The following is a 16,769-nucleotide window of genomic DNA, read 5'->3' as shown; positions in this document are numbered from 1 at the left end:
TAAATTACGAGAACAGATTTTTCACAAAGAAAGCAGAGATGAAATTTCATCATCTCTGCTTCTTATCATTAAGCTGTTATTCTGAAAGCAACCTTTTCAAAAATCCAATTTTATTTCAAGTCTTCAATCGAATCAATCTCAACATACTCTGGTACAACTAGTCCATTCGTCCCTCCATGAAGGTTTCGTCCAAGGTCAACGAAATCGTCCTTATAGGAGAAGAGAAAATCTATCATCTCAAAAAAAATGATGGAAAAGAGTGAAATTGGAGACAGTGTAATAATTGATGAATAGCTGTAAAGCAGTTCTTATTTAGGAAAAGTGCTATCTGTATAATTGTAAGCTTCTAGCACATACTTCTGCTTAAGGAGGCTTTCTTTTATGCGGTAAAAATTAGGAGGTACATATGATCAAGTTTGAAAATGTAAGTAAAATTTATAAAGATGGGTTTAAAGCAGTAGATTCAGTCAGTTTTGAAATTCCTCAAGGAGAGCTAGTTGTCCTTATCGGGCCCAGTGGTTCTGGGAAATCAACGACAATGAAAATGATTAATAGAATGATTCCCCATACAACTGGAACTATTTCTATTGATGGGAATGACATTACAAAGTTAAATGCCGCAGATTTGCGACGTAATATTGGTTATGTTATTCAACAAATTGGACTCTTTCCACATTATACAATTGCAGAGAATATAGCGATTGTTCCTCAACTTAGAGGGTGGGATAAACAGGATATTAAAAAGCGAGTGAAAGAGCTCTTGGAGATGGTGGGACTTGACCCAGAGGTATATAGCAATCGATTTCCAAAAGAATTATCAGGTGGACAGCAACAGCGGGTTGGTGTTGCAAGAGCTTTGGCATCAAATCCAAGTATTATCTTGATGGATGAACCATTTGGTGCACTGGATCCAATTTCTAGGGATCAAATACAAGGAGAATTAATTTCCTTGCAGCAAAAGCTTAAGAAGACAATTGTTTTTGTAACTCACGATATGGATGAAGCGTTAAAACTTGGTGATCGAATTGCTATTATGAAAGAAGGCAGTTTACTTCAAATTGACACTCCAGAGAAGTTATTACAAGAACCTACATATGGCTTTGTCGAAGAGTTCATTGGTAAACATCGAATTATTCAGAATCCTGAGCTCATGTCAGTTGAAGAAGTTATGGTGGATAATGTTTTAACTTCTTTTCCAAGTCGATCTCCTGAAAAAGCTCTTGCCATAATGCGCAAACATAAAAAAACAATGTTAGTTATCGTTGATGAGAGAAATCATATGCTGGGAATTGTCTCTGCTTATGATGTAATAAAGAAAATGGAAGAAATTAAAACAATTGAAGAGATTATGCGAGATTCTGAACCATTTCTATTGAGCTCGCAAAGTGCTAAAGATGCCATTGTGATGATGCAAAAAGCGTCACTCGGAATCATACCGGTCGTCGATGAAACCAAAAGGGTAGTAGGCTTAGTGACTCGTGGAACATTGCTTTCCGCATTGTCTAGTCAATGGACAGAATTGGAGGCAAACGGATGAGGGATTTAAATTTATGGGAACAAATTGTTCAACAAGCACAAATGCGTTGGGCCGATGTGCTAGAGGCGACATTTATTCATATCCAACTTGTGTTTTTTTCGATGTTGATGGCCGTTGTACTTGGCGTTTTCTTAGGTATTCTGATTACGCGCGTAAAATCTCTAGTACCGTTAATACTAGGTGGAACAGGAATTATGCAAACGATTCCAAGTCTTGCAGTACTTGGATTTTTAATACCTGTTTTTGGAATTGGTGTAAGAACAGGGATTGCCGCATTATTTTTGTATTCACTTTTACCAATTGTTCGAAATACGTATACGGGGATCAAAGATGTAGATAAGGCAACGTTAGAAGCCGCCAAAGGAATGGGAATGAAGAGCAAACAGATATTATTTAAAGTTGAGCTTCCTTTGGCCATACCAATTATAATGGCTGGAGTCCGTACTGCTGCTGTTATTAACGTGGGAAATGCGACATTGGCAGCATTTATAGGAGCTGGTGGGCTTGGAGACTTTATATTCTTAGGCATTACACGGGGAATAGATGGTTTAATATTCTTAGGAGCGATCCCAGCTGCTTTATTAGCAATTTTGCTTGAATTTTCCTTTAACAAGCTTGAACGTTGGTCTACACCAGAAGGGTTGAAGTAGGATGAAGAAAAAATTAATTTTACTTTTTACGGCTTTTACTATGGTTATCCTACTAGGAGGATGCATCTTATATAATGACGATACACTATCGATTGGTTCTAGAAATAATACCGAAAGCATTATTTTATCGTATATTATGGGCCAATTGATTGAAGAGCAAACTGATATAAATGTCGTATATAGGGAAAATCTTGGTGGTTCGAATGTTGTCTGGAATGCCTTGATGAATGGCAGTATTCATGTGATACCAGATTATACAGGTACGATTGTGATTACGTATTATGGTGAATCTCCCGGAACAGCTGAAGAAACCTTAGCAAAAACGAAGGAACTTGTGGAAAAGGATAATATTGTAGCATTTAATACATTTGGGTTTAATAATACGTACACACTGGCATTAGACGAAACATCAGCAGAGAGACTTGGCGTAGAGACATTCAGTGACTTTGCGGAGGTTTCCGAACAATTTACGCTTGGGGCCGTTTTTGAATTTATTGATCGTCCGGATGGTTTGCCGGGGTTTCAAGAAGAATATGATCTAGAGTTTAAAGGTGTAAGGGGAATGGACCATGGGATGATGTATCGTGCAATTTCTGAAGGTGAAGTCGATGTAATCAACTCCTACACAACAGATGGCCAATTACAGATCTATGATTTGAGAGTACTCGAAGATGATAAGTCTTACTTCCCACCTTATCATGCCCTTCCTCTAGTATTAGAAGAAGCGCTCGAGAGATATCCCGAACTAGAGGGGGTATTACGGCAGCTAGAAGGTAAAATTGATGAACAGACGATGCAAACCATGAATGCTAAAGTGGATAATGAAGGCATAATGGTTGAAGTTGTAGCAAAGGAATTTTTACAAGAAGCTGGTTTAATTGAGTAGTATAGGTGGCAATATACAAAGAGGATAGTAAATAGGTTTACATAAATTGTAAACCTATTTACTATCCTAAAAAAAAACACCAATATAAGCGTTGCGAATCAGTCTGATGAACTTACTTGAATGTTAAGTTCATTTTTTTTGTTCTAATTGGTTATTCCATAAAATACCTTGTGTGACCGTTCCTGTAATGGGTGTGTCACGCTTTACTAAATAAAGGTTAGGTTAAAAACATTGTATCCAGTAGCAAGTATTCCTCCTTCGTATCATATAGAAGTAGAGATAAACGCTGTATTTTTAATTATTCCAAGAATGAAGTTATAGGAGAAAATTGTCGGAGCAACTACCTATTCGAAATCAAAATGAAATGGGGAATGACATGATACAAGTAGCTGGAAGGCCGTTTCCACAAGAGAGTGTAGTGGACTTCGGAAGGACAGAAAGTATAATCATTCAACAAATGCTTGATTCTCCTGAATTGTTTTTCTATCCTTCCATGAATGAATTTAGGTTTGAAGTGAATATTCGGAAAAATATTTTGGAAAGCGCAAGAGAGATGAATGCGAGTCAAGTGGAGTTTACCACCTTTGAGAATGCTTATTGTAATCCCGCGTATTGGGATTTGACTCATGCTGGTGGTTTTTTGTTAAGACCTGGTGTGTCGCCATCTGCTGCGATACAGGATATTTACCAAAACGGCCACCTTTATGCCTTTGAATGTGCGACGGCAATCATCATTATTTATTATCAGGCCATTTTGAAAAGTATCGGGAGCTGGCGTTTTGATTCTATTTTTCGAGATCTTTATTTATACAGTTGGCATACAGATCCTGATTTAGAATTACACTCCTTCAACTCGAATCGCTTTTTGCCGGGGGATGTTGTGTATTTTAATAATCCTGATTTTCATCCAAATACATCGTGGTTTCGGGGCGTAAACGCTGTTTTGATGAGCGATGGAACGTTTTTTGGTCATGGATTTGGCACCATGACTGCTGAAGAGATGATACAAGAATTAAATACGCAAAGGTTTCCAGGAAGTATGCAGCCGGCTTACTTAGCCAATTTAATCACACGGATTTCTCCTGCAACCATGCATAAACTATTAACTTTACAAAGTACTCGCACTTTCTATAAACAGCCAAAAGCTGTCATCCACCATAATCTTTGTTCCATCTCAAGCATTTATTATCGGTTTTTTCTAAGTGGAGGCAATTAGTAATTATTTTGAAAAATGAGGGCACCCACCCATTTATTGGGTTGACAGGTTCATATTCCAACTAGGTGAGTATACTGTAGTGTAAATATACAAACCGAAAAGGAAGTGTTGCGAATATGTACGGTAACTTCAATGTACACCCTACTATGATGGCAGGAGCAAATGTACCACCAAATATCGCCCCTATGATGGAGAATGTACCACCTAACATCCCTCCTACTATGGTGGCTGGCGAAATGGATGCACCTATGCCATATACTGCCCCTACTGGTTACGGATATGGTCATGTCGCACCAGCTCGTCATGGGCACGGCTTTGTAACAATTGTTGTGTTGTTTATCTTACTAATCATAGTTGGATCTAGCTTCCCTAAATGCTAATATAATAGTCAAAAAAGGATGCCCTGATTTAAAGGGCATCCTTACTGCTTATTTTGTATAGTTATCGAAGTAACCTTGAATGTAGACCATTGGTGTTCCTTTGTCACCACTACCAGAGGTTAAGTCAGAAAGTGACCCAATTAGGTCTGTTAATCTACGAGGTGTAGTACCTTGCGCTTCCATAGCACCGACTAAATCTTCATTTTTATTCTCGATATATCCTGAAATAGCTTGCTTTAACTCTTCGCCACGAAGGTGAGAGAAGTTGTTATCTGCTAAGTATTTTAATTTTACTTCATTAGGTGTTCCATCAAGTCCTGCTGTGAAACCAGGTGATACAACTGGATCCGCGAGTTCCCAAATCTTACCGACTGGATCTTTAAACGCACCATCGCCATAAACCATTACTTCAATTGTTTTACCTGTAGCTTCTTTAATTTTTGCTTGAATGCCATCTACAATCGGTTGACAGTTATTTGGAAATAGCTTTACGCTGTCTTCAGTAGCTTTATTTGAGCCAAGTAGACCATAATCCTCGTTAAAACCACTGCCATTGATTGATTCCTTCAAAATATCATCAAGGCCATATACTTTTTCTGCGCCATTGCTTGTTAAAATACGTTTTGTTCTGAAACGTGAGTGGATATCACATGCTAATACATTCTTAGTATAATCCAAAATCGTTTTTGGATTGTTTGAGAAGATAACTTCACAAGTTACACCTTCTGCTTCAACTAAACCTTTGTAGTATTCGATATAATCAACACCTGTGAATGGGTGTTTGTTATAACCAAAATGCTCACGGAACTCAGCTTCTGATAATACATCTGTCCATGGATTAACCCCTTTAACATCTAACTCATCGATGTCTACAAGGTGGTTACCTACTTCATCAGATGGGTAGCTCAGCATTAAGACGATCTTTTTTGCTCCTTTTGCAATTCCTCGTAAGCAGTTTGCAAAACGATTACGACTTAGGATTGGGAAAATAACACCAACGGCTTCCTCACCGAATTTCGATTTTACATCCGTCGCAATATCTTCAATTGTCGCATAATTCCCTTGTGCACGAGCTACGATTGATTCAGTTATCGTGACAATATCACGATCCTCAATAGAAAATCCTTCAATCTCTGCTGTATTTAATACAGTGTTAACCACGATTTCTTCAATGTTATCATCTTTGTTAATGATTGGTCCGCGAAGTCCGCGTACTACTGTTCCAACTACTCTTTCCAATGTTATCTCTCCTCTAATTAAGAGTTACTTTTTATAAAATACATTCAAAATTTTTTACTCTATGTTACTATAACCTTTAGTATGCTATAAGTGAAATTAATATTTATAATATCGGATATAAGGAGAGCTTATATGATTGGGAAATTGGATTTATATCGTATTTTTAATGTAGTTAGCCGAAATAAAAGTTTTTCTAAAGCTGCACAAGAATTATTCATGACGCAATCCGCTGTTAGTCAAGCGATTTCGAAGCTCGAGAAAGAATTAGAAATACAGCTCTTCTATCGAACATCAAAGGGCGTGATACTCACGAATGAAGGAAATATCTTAAATGAGCATGTGAGTTCTGCTCTTGGAATGATTCATGTCGCAGAGGATAAACTATTAGAATTTAAAACATTAACGACCGGGCAATTACGCATTGGTGTAGGAGATACAATCTCTCGTTATTTTTTATTACCATATTTGGAGGAGTTTCATACAGCTTACCCAGGGATTAAATTAAATATTCTAAATGGCACCACGACCGAAATTTGTGACCTTATAAAATCAGGTAAAGCGGATATTGGAATATGTAATCTGCCCATTTATGAAGAACACCTGGAAGTCATCCCCTGTAAAGAGATCCAAGATGTTTTTGTTTGTGGTGAGAAATATAAAAAGTTAACGGAAAGACCAATTAGTTTAGAATATTTAATGCGAATGCCACTTATTTTCTTAGAAAAGAATTCGAATTCACGAACGTTTGTCGATAACTTCTTTAAGGAGAAGGGCTTACATGTTTCACCAGTGTTTGAACTTGGATCCTATGATTTAGTAGTAGAATTCACAAAGATTAATTTAGGTATTTCGTGTGTCATAAGGGAGTTTTCGAAGGATTACTTAGCAAAAGGAGAATTATACGAGATAAAGTTAGAAGAAAGCATTCCAAAAAGGAGTATTGGAATATGTTATTTAAAAAATGTCTCGTTATCACGTGCTGCAAAAAAGTTTGTAGAAAGCATAAATAAAATGTAAGGTAGGGAGCTTTATTAGAAAGGGTGAAGACTTAATTCGTGAAGAAGGAGAGAGGAAAGCTCCTTTATAGGAGAGATGAAGACCCAAAGTGCGAAAAAGAAGAAGGGAAAGGGTCATCATGAAAGAGATGAAGACCCAAGGAGCGAAAAGGAAGAAGGGAAAAGGTCATCATGAAAGAGATGAAGGCCCAAGGAGCGAAAAAAGAGAAGGGAAAGGGTCATCATGAAAGAGATGAAGACCCAAAGTGCGAAAAAGAAGAAGGGAAAAGGTCTTCATCCTCTCCTTCTATTTGTTGAGGATGTTAACAATAAAGAACTTACTCGTAATAAGACCATTGGCGAACTCCGACTTTATTAAAATTGCTTTTTAGAACTTTTCGTATTCTCCTTTTTGAACTTACAACGCTACACCAATCATGAATAACATTTGTAGTAATTTCTCGTTTCGGGAACAGTAGTTTAAACTCTTGAACATTTCGCATTACGGCAGTCGCAATTCTTTCTTTATGCCCACAGTCTTTACAAATACACTCTCTACCCTCGACGGAAATCAAAAATGAGGTGCACTCTCCACACTGGATACCTTTACGCAATTGATCATATTCATAAGATGGTAATAGTGTATAGGGAGAGTGTTTTATATGCAGTTCCATCAGTTTAGTAGCTAGGCGATTGTGTTTTTCATTTAACTGTGGTGGTATCTTGTTTAGTTTTTTTATATATTTGTTTACCTGAGTTGGGAAAATAAATGGTTTGTTGAGAGGTGTTTGATATAACGTGAATTCGGGATTAATGAATACGACTGAAGCATATATAGGTAGGTCAAATCCTAAGTTTTGGAGTAGTTGACGTAACAAAGATTCGCTTCTTGTTAGTTGGTTAAGAGGGTTGGTAATTTCGGAATTGGGAAGTTTGTATAGTCTATCTGATTCGTAGTAAAAATCACCTTCATAATTTTTGACTTCGAAAATGTAAATCGATTTTTGGAAGATAATCAGTGAGTCGATTTGAAAAAGAGTGTTATTTTGTTTTAACAGCAGGTCATTTAATATCAAGCAATCACTTTCAATCTTTTCTGTCAGAGAATCGAACCGTTTTTCTCCTTCATACCCTTTTTTTAGATTGATATAGTGCTGTTTGTCTTTAGTAGACAAACTCATTCGATCGTGTAACGATTTCAAAATTAGAAGTTCAGAAGAGTCACCACGAGATTTAAAGGGCATTAGTCCACATCCTTCCTTATCTTCATCCTTCAATTCTATTATCAAAAGTTTCGGATCGATCTATACAAAAGGGCTGCTCTTTCATTGAAGCAGCCCTAGCATGTATTATAAGCCTGCTGTTACTGGCACCGGCACTGCTGGAGTTAAAACTGTATCCGTTTTGACTTCATATAATCCATGAGGGATTAAACGTAAGCCAGGGAGGAAATCACATGTTAAAAAGAGTAAGGAATATAAAATGTCATGGAATGGATAACCCCGTTCTTGCATTGCTGTTAAAAATTGATTTTGATAAGTAACAGCTGTATCAAATGAATTGGAAGTTGTCATCATTCCAGCTAACGGCAATGGGATTTCCAACACAATCTCATCATTATCGACAAGGACGACGCCTCCTCCGAGTTCATGCACTCTTGCTGCGGCTTTTGCCATTGCTTTGGAGTCTTTCCCCATGACTAAGAGCTCGGTCGTTGTATTATAAGTGGAAGCAAGGCCGTCTAAGTTTTTCGCGTAGTTTTGTAAAATCGCTCTTGTTACCCATTTTCCATCCCGGTCAATTAGGAATGCTTGCACTAAATCTTCATGTTCAGAAAGATCAACATTACCATCTTTAGTTGGGAGAGTATAATCCACTCGCTTACTAATAACGGTACTCAAAAAGTGAGCTACAGGAATCGTTTTTTCTGTGTCTGGATGCGGGTAACGGTATAGCTCTGGATTTTCTAATACTGATTTTGCAATAGTGAATGGCTGTCGAGCTAAATATTTATCCCAATTCACTTCTGGAAGACTTGTTGTTAGTTCTCCATTTTGAGCAACAGTTTCCCCTTTTGCGATTACTTGTTCAGGACGGAAGGTAGTTAGATCAGGCAAGATAAGAACGTCTGCTTGACGGCCAGGTGCCAATCCTCCGATATATTCATCTAAACGTAAGTAAGTGGCAGGGTTAATGGTTACCATTTGAATGGCTTGAATAGGATCTACGCCTAGTTCAACTGCTTTTCTTACAAGGCCGTCCGCAAAGCCTTCCTCTTCAATAAAAGAAGGATGAGGTCCGTCTGTTGTCATAATGACCCGGCTTGTACTCACTTTTCCTTCTGTAAGTAGTTTAATAATTTCAGGCAGGTCAGGACGAAGAGAACTATTACGTAAGACAGTCCAAATTCCTAAACGTAGGCGGTCAAAAGCTTCCTTTGCTGTAATCGCTTCATGATCAGCACTAACACCTGAAGCTGCAATCGCATTTAACTTTTCATAGTTACAGCCGGCATTATGGCTATCAACTACTTTCCCTAGTTTTTTTACAAATTCAACCGTATCTAAAACAAACGGATCAGCATTATAGAATAAAGGCCAACGAGTTACTTCAGCACTCCCAAGAACTTCATCAAGCTCGAGCAGTGATTGAATGTCCTTTTGATTGAACCACTCTCGTTCCCCTGGATAATCGGCTTGGGAAACAAGACGAATTAACCAAAAGAAATTGCCGGGCAGCACATTTAAATCTTTGATCATATCTTTTAAGCCACTTGCGCCCATGTGTAAATAAAAAAACAAGTTATCATTAACCGTCGTTGTAGTTCCTAATGGCAATACTTTACCTGTTACACTAACTGGATTATAAATCACCCAAGGATGTGCATGAGATTCAATAAAACCTGGAGAAATATACTTCCCGGTTGCATCGATAACTTCCGTATTATCTCCAATTGAAAGCTCGCTCTCACCGATATAAGCAATGCTATCTTTGTAAATGGCTACATTCTGTTTCAGGTATTCTCCAGAGTAGACATTGATCACGGTTCCACCTTTAATATAAATATCTGCAGGGCGAGCCCCTTTTGCAACTTCAATTAACTCTGTTCTCGTCGCTTGTAGTTTCATATGATCTCTAATCCCCTTTATTATGTTTTATTTACCTTCGTCTGTTAAATAGTATTATACTAAAGATTTAGAAAGTTAACAAAATAATTGTAGGGTTTTTTTAAGATATATGAAAAAACTTATTAGAGAGGCCAATGGGGGGACTGGCACCCTGAAAATGGAGAGGGGCGAAAAAGAGGGAGTCAGAGAAGGCGACTGACACCCTGACAACGGAGAAAAGAAAAAGAGAGGGAGTCAGAGAAGGCGACTGACACCCTGACAACGGAGAAAAGAAAAAGAGAGGGAGTCAGAGGAGCTGACTGGCATCCTGAAAACGGAGAAAAGAGAAAGAGAGGGAGTCAGAGGAGTTGACTGGCACCCTGAAAACGGAGAAAAGAGAAAGAGAGGGAGTTAGAGGAGCTGACTGGCACCCTGAAAAGGGAATAAGAAAATAAATCCTGATCTCTACCCCCCCGGTCCAATGATTCCCCTAGGACATGCATCGTTTAAGAGTGTTTTCGGTCGCCGCTGTCGTCGGTAATATAATGCGAAGATTTGTTATGTCCCACCATTTTAAAATTGCTTGAAAGGATGCTGCGAATAGTCTTCTTTGATTTAATGATGTTACACCATTCATATATAATATTCGTTGTTATTTTTTCATTTGGAAAAAGTCTTTTAAACTCTTCTACGCTACGTAGTATAGCTGTACGGTAGTTTTCTTTGCCACCACACGCAGTACAAACAATTGTGCTGCTATTAAATTTTGTTTGGAGCGTGAGGCAGAAGGCACAAGGTATTCCTTTGGCCAGTTGGTGAAAATGATAATTAGGTAATCGTCGATAAGGTGATTCGGTTATATGGAGGGATATTAAATACTGTGTGAGTTTTTTGTGTGTGGCACTTACTTTTAAAGAGTTCGCTTGTAGCGTCGTTTTAAAACGATTAAGTTGCGTTGGGAATATAATGGGAAGATTTAAAGGTGTTTGATATAGTTGAAATTCGGGGTTAATAAAGATGAGATATGTTTCAATTGGTAGAGTAAAGTGAGAGTCTTGAAGCAAACGGCGAAGTAAAGATTCATTGCGTTTTAGCTGAAGGAGGGGATTTTTGATTTCAATATTCGATGGTAACGAGTACCATCTGTCAGCTTTGATGAAAAAGTCACCTTCGTAATTTTTAACTTCAAATATGTATATCGTGTTGGCAGCAATAAGTAACGTATCAATTTGAAAAAACGTGTTATGGCATTCTAACAATAAGTCATGTAGAATTAGTCCTTCATTTAGGAAACCTTCTAACCAAGCATCGAACTTGATCTCTCCTATGTAGCCTTTTGTAAGATTTGAATAGTGGGCTGCATCTTTTGAGGATAATTCTTTGCGCGCATGTAACGATCTCCAAATCATCAGTTCCAATGATTCATAACGAGGTTTGACAATCAATGAATCACATCCATCCCATATTTGAATTTAACGTCTATATTCTTATCATAATGATGATGACATAAAAAGTCACGCCCTTTATACAGCGCAATGAATTATCGATCTCAGCTCTATAAAATAATTAGTTACGTTAAATATGTTATTATAATTAGAATTGACAGAAAAATGTTGGAAGGTTGAATAAATGGAATTTTACAAACGAATGTTTTTAATGCTGGGTGGTCTTATTATTGTTAGCTATGGGATAGCGGTTTCTATACAAGTACAATATTTAGGAATCTATCCATGGGATGTTTTATATGTTGCTCTTACAAATAAATTTGGCCTTACCATTGGGACTTGGAATGTACTAATTGGGTTATTTTTGCTTTTATTTACGTTCTTTTTAAACCGCTCATACATAAAAACAGCAACATTTTTGAATGTTCTTCTCGTTGGACCTATTGTAGATTTGTTTTTATATTTAAATGTTTTTCCTCATTCTCCAAACGTAATGATAGACATTTTACTCCTCATTCTTGCAATTATTGTCATTGGTTTTGCTGCTGGTATGTTTACAGCTGCTAACTTTGGGGCAGGACCAAGAGACGGGTTTATGCTTGTCATTTCAGAGAGATCAAGGATGTCTATTAGAAAAACTCGTATTATCATTGAGAGTTCTGTACTTGGGTTAGGTTTTATTCTTGGTGGACCAGTTTTCATTTTCTCTTTCATTTTTACTTTCATTATGAGCCCGATTTTTCAGTGGTCTTATATAGCCTTTGCTAAGTGGGTAAAGGGAGACGTTGGAAATCATAATCGTGAAAAAGGTGTACGGTCTGATGTTAGTTAATTTGTTGATTTAGAATACGAGATGTGTTTATCTCCCAAATTTTTTATCAAAACCTCAATTTCTCCAAAAGACTAGGTGGCAATGAATCCTCTCAAAAACTTTATAAAATGTAGCGAACCGATTCTTTGCTTCGGGGCTATCCCAAAAGGTCAAATTCAAACCTCTTGGGATAGTCCTATTTTCTTTTTATAGAAATAAACGATGTTAGATATATATTTTTAGGTAAATGGAATCACCGATTTAGATGAGCAAGATTAAAATAAAGTACGGAGAGAAAGCAGAGGTGAAGTGAGAGGTGATGGTTAATTACAATCTGTTAGCAGGTGCATGGATAGAAGCGATTGGGACCATTGTTTCAGCTATTGCTGAAATTAGAGAGCTAAGTGGAATAAATGAAATGAATAACCAGCTTGTCGTTATCGGGGAAGGGCTGCAAGCTGTTGGAGCGTTTGTCACTGGCACAGTTGCAACAGATGATCCTTTAAACTTTGCCGGAAATTGGATTGATGGAGCAGGGGCAGCAACGAGTTCTTTAGCAGCTTATCTCCAAGATCAGGATGAAGAGAATGGTGATGACGCTGTCCGTCTTGAAGTTATTGGGAATTCCTTTCAATCACTGGGTGCTTCGATGAGTGCGTTAGCAGATTACCGTGCAGGTGAAATTATTTATGCGATTGGGAATGGAATAGATGGATTAGGTGCAGGGTTAGAGGCAATCGGAGGTATTTACGAATTAAACGATAGAGAGCAAGAAGGGCAAATCCTTTCAACCATTGGTGCGATTTTACAGGCCATTGGTGCAAATTTAAATGCCGTGTTTACTACGAAGGAATTTCTTTCAGAGGCTACGAATACAACAGCTTAAAAGGGGGAACTAGCCACTGTGAAAAATGAACGGTTTATGACTTTTAGCAGCCACCAATCGTACGTAAAGGATGATTGGTGGTGTAGTTGTCTTTGTTTTTGGTATTATAGATTTATAACGGGTGTTCTTGTTAGCCCATATATGATTATTTAAGTGAAACTGCAACAAGCTAAGATGTAACATACGATATTTCATTACTTGATGAAAGAGAGGTAAGTACAATGAAAGATGCGATGAAAAAAGGATTAGCTTTAGGATTAGGACTGGCAGTTACAAGTAAAGAACAAGCTGAGAAAATCGTAGAAGAGTTAGTGAAAAAGGGAGAATTAACCCAACAAGAGTCGAAAAATTTCATGAGTGAAGTTTGGAGAAAAGGGGAAGAGACCCAAAAAGGCCTTGATGAAAAAATAAATGATAAATTAAAACAATTGTTGAGTGAGTTAAATGTGGCTACGAAGGAAGATGTCGAAAAGTTGGAAAAACGCCTTACTCAATTGGAGAATGAACGAAAAGAAACAGAGTAAGTCAAAGAGCTAGTTGTTCTGGTTTTTAAGGGGGGCTTCTTATTTTCGAAAGAAGAATTCGACATATTCAGCGCTATCGAGAAATAGCAGCTGCTTTTACTCGGAATGGGTTTGGCTTTATTGTAAAGGATTTAGGACTCCATGAACTTTTTTCGTTGCCGAAGCGGTTATTGCTGAAAGAACAGGATGAAATCCATGCAAAGACAACGGGGGAAAGACTTCGGTTATTTTTAGAAGAATTGGGGCCTACTTTTGTCAAAATGGGCCAAATCGCAAGTACAAGGCCTGACTTATTTCCAACTGATATTATTGTTGAGCTTGAGAAGCTACAAAGTCGAGTTTCTCCGTTTCCATATGAGGAAGTAAAGACGATTATCGAACAAGAGCTTGGTGGAACAGTTGAGGAATTATTTGATGAGCTTCATAGTACGCCCCTGGGAGCAGCTTCGATTGGCCAAGTTCATTATGCTGTTTTAAAAACAGGTGAACGAGTTGCGATCAAAATACAACGCCCGAATGTGAAAGTTTTAGTGAAAACAGATTTAGAGATCCTCCAGGAATTAGCGCTGCTTGCAGAGCACCGTTTGGAATGGGCAGCTAGATATCGAATTACGGAGATTATCGAAGAGTTTTCAAAATCACTGTTAGCAGAATTGGATTATACAATAGAAGGCCGAAATGCAGATCAAATTGCTAAGCAATTTAAAGATGATCCAAATATCCACATACCGACTATTTATTGGGATTATTCGACAAAAAAGGTTCTAACGATGGAGTATATTGAAGGAACTAACCTAGATAACTTTAACGAGCTTGATCAAAAGGGCTATAATAAAAAAGTGCTGGCAGAACGGGTTCTTCATGCAGTTCTACATCAAATTTTAATTGAAGGTTTTTTTCATGGGGATCCTCATCCAGGGAATGTTTCGGTACTGCCAAATGAAGTGGTCGCTTTTATGGATTTTGGGATGGTTGGCCGTCTAACTCCAGAAATGAAAACACATTTTGCTTCTTTGATCATTGCGCTGATGCGTCAAAATACCGATGGTGTCATCAGGGCTATTACAAAGATGGGACTAGTACCTGATGATGTTAATATGCAGCTACTTAGAGCTGATATAGGGCAACTAAAGGACAAGTATTATGATGTCCCATTAAGCCAAGTTAGCCTCGGAGAAGCAGTAAATGATTTATTTGAGGTAGCACATCAACACCATATTCGAATTCCGACTGATTTAACGTTATTGGGAAAAGCTTTGCTAACAATTGAAGGAATGGTGACAAAGTTAGATCCCGACATAAGCATTATTAAAATTGCTGAGCCATTTGGCCGCCAGTTGCTGTTCGAACGATACCACCCTAAAAATGTTGCCGAAAAACTTTTGCAGCAATGGTATGAAAATGGCGCTGTTTTAACAGAATTGCCAAGGAATATTAGAGAACTAACTTCAGTAATAAAAAATGGGAAAATACCGTTGGAAGTGACACTACCTAACGTGGAAGTGTTTTTAACGAAGCTGGACCGAATTAGCAATCGGCTATCTTTTAGCATTGTTTTATTGTCATTTAGTATTATTATGGTTGGGCTTATTATTGGGTCCGCTTTAGGGGGGCAACAATCTCTCCTATGGGATATACCAGCTATTGAAATTGGCTTTGTTGTGGCATTGTTAATGTTCTTTTGGTTAATATTTTCCATTTTTAGATCAGGTCGATTTTAAATTTTTATAATGAGAAAGAACCGGCGTGTCACTGCGACACGCCGGTTCCGTTTGTATTTAAATAAAACGCACTAATCTGATGTCGTAACGGTTGAATTTGGTTGATTGTTCGGGGCTGTTTTCTTTTTTTTGATCCACAAGGTAATGTACCCAGCAACAAGGCCGAAAAAGATATTAAACATTACGAAAAAGGAAACAAACCTCGCCAATTGTTCAACCTCGGCGATATTCGAAGGCCAAAAGGCAATCATATAGGATATGAAAACGATAACAGCATGCAAAGTAGTTAGTTTTCTTTTTGGGAACAGTTCATTTCTAACCAAAATAACTGCTACAAACTGTGCCGTTATAATGGTAGTAAACAACGCCATGATCCAAATCGTAATAATAACTATCTCTAACCTTTCAATAAAAGCTCCGGGTATTTCTGTTCCCTTTGCTAATTCGGCAATAGGGAAGGTCGTAATAGAAGTTACTTCTAGACTGAACACAGTGTAAGTCGTAAAGACAATCATCGCGAAAAAGAAAGTAACAACAATGCTGGCAGCACAAAGTGGATATGGAGAGATGTCGCGCTTTCTCATATACTTCATGATAAGAAATAAAAACGGTATTGTACCAAATAAAGGGAGAAACATAGCAGGCAATCCTCTTAGTAGAGGAGCAACTCCTTCTTGTGCTAATGGCCTTACATTATCAATGTCCATATTGCCTATATTGAATAAAATTAATAGAAAGAGAGCTGTAATAATGATCGGTGTAAAGAGCAGATGTAAATGAACAATCCCAATTAATCCTTTCGTGACGGCATATGTGGTAACAAGCAACATAATTGAAACAAGGATTGATATTGGAGTCAATGTTAGCAGATAAAGGTTAATCGTAATAACTAAAACACGGGTAACAAGCCCAACGATAAGGATGCTATAGACAAATAATAAAAGGGTAAGAATCATGGCAACGGCTTTACCAATCGTCCCGACGCGCAAGAATTCTATTAAATTTTGGCCAGGAAAGTTTTTTTGTAAATGAACATAAAGGAAGACCAATGCCATCATCAAACAACCGGATATAATAACCGTTATCCACCCATCAGGTGTTCCAACCTGTTCAGCTAACGTCCTAGGTAATGTTAAAATAGCACTTCCAAAGATAACAGAAATGTAGATGATAGCAATTTCGATTTTTGATATTTGGTAATTAAATTGACCCCTCATAATAGAACCTCATATGTACTAGTATTTATTAAATATAAAGTTCCTTAAATGTTGTATGGTTATTCAAATTTCGACCATTTTATACCCTCTCCATAAAACACCCCTATAATCATATGATTAGTATCTCTAATACAACAATGAAAAATTAGTTTCTC

General features: G+C 37.6%; 15 protein-coding genes. 10 read left to right on the top strand and 5 right to left on the bottom strand.

What is annotated here, in order from left to right; genetic code table 11:
• The first annotated feature begins 406 nt into the window (after positions 1-406).
• The 5 genes from AC1FXZ_RS16385 to AC1FXZ_RS16365 all read left to right on the top strand — a co-directional run bounded on the left by AC1FXZ_RS16385 (position 407) and on the right by AC1FXZ_RS16365 (position 4,669).
• Positions 407-1,537, top strand: coding sequence for a betaine/proline/choline family ABC transporter ATP-binding protein (locus AC1FXZ_RS16385; protein WP_480055588.1), 1,131 nt, complete (start codon positions 407-409; stop codon positions 1,535-1,537).
• Entirely contained in the window at positions 1,534-2,187 is a 654-nt protein-coding gene (locus tag AC1FXZ_RS16380; protein ID WP_480055586.1) for an ABC transporter permease, read from the top strand. Before AC1FXZ_RS16385 ends, AC1FXZ_RS16380 begins: the two co-directional genes overlap by 4 nt.
• 1 nt (position 2,188) lies before the next feature.
• Positions 2,189-3,073: a glycine betaine ABC transporter substrate-binding protein gene (locus tag AC1FXZ_RS16375; RefSeq protein ID WP_480055584.1), complete on the top strand. Its 885-nt coding sequence runs from the start codon at positions 2,189-2,191 to the stop codon at positions 3,071-3,073.
• Between the two features lie 328 nt (positions 3,074-3,401).
• Positions 3,402-4,289 carry a protein-glutamine gamma-glutamyltransferase gene (locus AC1FXZ_RS16370; RefSeq protein WP_480055582.1) on the top strand — a complete coding sequence of 296 codons (888 nt, stop codon included), beginning with the start codon at positions 3,402-3,404 and terminating at the stop codon, positions 4,287-4,289.
• Positions 4,290-4,405: 116 nt separating this feature from the next.
• Positions 4,406-4,669: a YjcZ family sporulation protein gene (locus AC1FXZ_RS16365; RefSeq protein ID WP_480055580.1), complete on the top strand. Its 264-nt coding sequence runs from the start codon at positions 4,406-4,408 to the stop codon at positions 4,667-4,669.
• A 48-nt stretch (positions 4,670-4,717) separates the two neighbouring features.
• On the opposite strand, the gene AC1FXZ_RS16360 is transcribed toward AC1FXZ_RS16365, so the two are convergent.
• Positions 4,718-5,908 (bottom strand): coenzyme F420-0:L-glutamate ligase, encoded by a 1,191-nt coding sequence (locus tag AC1FXZ_RS16360; RefSeq protein ID WP_480055578.1) that lies wholly within the window; start codon positions 5,906-5,908, stop codon positions 4,718-4,720.
• A 132-nt stretch (positions 5,909-6,040) separates the two neighbouring features.
• On the opposite strand from AC1FXZ_RS16360, the gene AC1FXZ_RS16355 reads away from it, so the two are divergent.
• On the top strand, positions 6,041-6,925 hold the full coding sequence (locus AC1FXZ_RS16355) for a LysR family transcriptional regulator (RefSeq protein ID WP_480055576.1): 885 nt from the start codon (positions 6,041-6,043) through the stop codon (positions 6,923-6,925).
• Between the two features lie 316 nt (positions 6,926-7,241).
• On the opposite strand, the gene AC1FXZ_RS16350 is transcribed toward AC1FXZ_RS16355, so the two are convergent.
• From AC1FXZ_RS16350 to AC1FXZ_RS16340, 3 genes are all read right to left on the bottom strand, one after another.
• A complete protein-coding gene (locus tag AC1FXZ_RS16350) occupies positions 7,242-8,147 on the bottom strand; it encodes a nuclease-related domain-containing protein (RefSeq protein ID WP_480055574.1) in 906 nt (301 codons plus the stop codon).
• Positions 8,148-8,252: 105 nt separating this feature from the next.
• Positions 8,253-10,031, bottom strand: coding sequence for an adenine deaminase C-terminal domain-containing protein (locus AC1FXZ_RS16345; RefSeq protein ID WP_480055572.1), 1,779 nt, complete (start codon positions 10,029-10,031; stop codon positions 8,253-8,255).
• A gap of 485 nt (positions 10,032-10,516) precedes the next feature.
• Complete coding sequence (locus AC1FXZ_RS16340; protein WP_480055570.1) at positions 10,517-11,455, bottom strand: nuclease-related domain-containing protein; 939 nt, start codon at positions 11,453-11,455, stop codon at positions 10,517-10,519.
• Positions 11,456-11,639: 184 nt separating this feature from the next.
• Here AC1FXZ_RS16340 and AC1FXZ_RS16335 point away from each other — a divergent pair, with 184 nt between their 5' ends.
• From AC1FXZ_RS16335 to AC1FXZ_RS16320, 4 genes are all read left to right on the top strand, one after another.
• On the top strand, positions 11,640-12,287 hold the full coding sequence (locus AC1FXZ_RS16335; RefSeq protein WP_480055568.1) for a YczE/YyaS/YitT family protein: 648 nt from the start codon (positions 11,640-11,642) through the stop codon (positions 12,285-12,287).
• Between the two features lie 298 nt (positions 12,288-12,585).
• A complete protein-coding gene (locus AC1FXZ_RS16330) occupies positions 12,586-13,152 on the top strand; it encodes a DUF6944 family repetitive protein (protein WP_480055648.1) in 567 nt (188 codons plus the stop codon).
• Between the two features lie 221 nt (positions 13,153-13,373).
• Positions 13,374-13,676: a phasin family protein gene (locus AC1FXZ_RS16325; RefSeq protein ID WP_480055566.1), complete on the top strand. Its 303-nt coding sequence runs from the start codon at positions 13,374-13,376 to the stop codon at positions 13,674-13,676.
• 41 nt (positions 13,677-13,717) lie between these two features.
• Entirely contained in the window at positions 13,718-15,397 is a 1,680-nt protein-coding gene (locus tag AC1FXZ_RS16320) for an ABC1 kinase family protein (protein ID WP_480055646.1), read from the top strand.
• A gap of 71 nt (positions 15,398-15,468) precedes the next feature.
• Here the strand turns inward: AC1FXZ_RS16320 and AC1FXZ_RS16315 are convergent, their stop codons facing one another.
• Positions 15,469-16,614, bottom strand: a complete 1,146-nt coding sequence (locus AC1FXZ_RS16315; RefSeq protein ID WP_480055564.1) for a GerAB/ArcD/ProY family transporter — start codon at positions 16,612-16,614, stop codon at positions 15,469-15,471.
• Positions 16,615-16,769 lie beyond the last annotated feature (155 nt).

The sequence above is a fragment of the Halalkalibacter sp. HAAS-P014 genome (assembly GCF_056619965.1).
This window is presented reverse-complemented; position numbering and strand designations above follow the sequence as displayed.

What these genes read in the sequence shown, in the direction of transcription:
- AC1FXZ_RS16385 (WP_480055588.1), top strand. Translation starts at nt 407, where the DNA reads ATGATCAAGTTTGAAAATGTAAGTAAAATTTATAAAGATGGGTTTAAA.
- AC1FXZ_RS16380 (WP_480055586.1), top strand. Translation starts at nt 1,534, where the DNA reads ATGAGGGATTTAAATTTATGGGAACAAATTGTTCAACAAGCACAAATG.
- AC1FXZ_RS16375 (WP_480055584.1), top strand. Translation starts at nt 2,189, where the DNA reads ATGAAGAAAAAATTAATTTTACTTTTTACGGCTTTTACTATGGTTATC.
- AC1FXZ_RS16365 (WP_480055580.1), top strand. Translation starts at nt 4,406, where the DNA reads ATGTACGGTAACTTCAATGTACACCCTACTATGATGGCAGGAGCAAAT.
- AC1FXZ_RS16355 (WP_480055576.1), top strand. Translation starts at nt 6,041, where the DNA reads ATGATTGGGAAATTGGATTTATATCGTATTTTTAATGTAGTTAGCCGA.
- AC1FXZ_RS16350 (WP_480055574.1), bottom strand. Translation starts at nt 8,147, where the DNA reads ATGCCCTTTAAATCTCGTGGTGACTCTTCTGAACTTCTAATTTTGAAA.
- AC1FXZ_RS16345 (WP_480055572.1), bottom strand. Translation starts at nt 10,031, where the DNA reads ATGAAACTACAAGCGACGAGAACAGAGTTAATTGAAGTTGCAAAAGGG.
- AC1FXZ_RS16335 (WP_480055568.1), top strand. Translation starts at nt 11,640, where the DNA reads ATGGAATTTTACAAACGAATGTTTTTAATGCTGGGTGGTCTTATTATT.
- AC1FXZ_RS16330 (WP_480055648.1), top strand. Translation starts at nt 12,586, where the DNA reads ATGGTTAATTACAATCTGTTAGCAGGTGCATGGATAGAAGCGATTGGG.
- AC1FXZ_RS16325 (WP_480055566.1), top strand. Translation starts at nt 13,374, where the DNA reads ATGAAAGATGCGATGAAAAAAGGATTAGCTTTAGGATTAGGACTGGCA.
- AC1FXZ_RS16315 (WP_480055564.1), bottom strand. Translation starts at nt 16,614, where the DNA reads ATGAGGGGTCAATTTAATTACCAAATATCAAAAATCGAAATTGCTATC.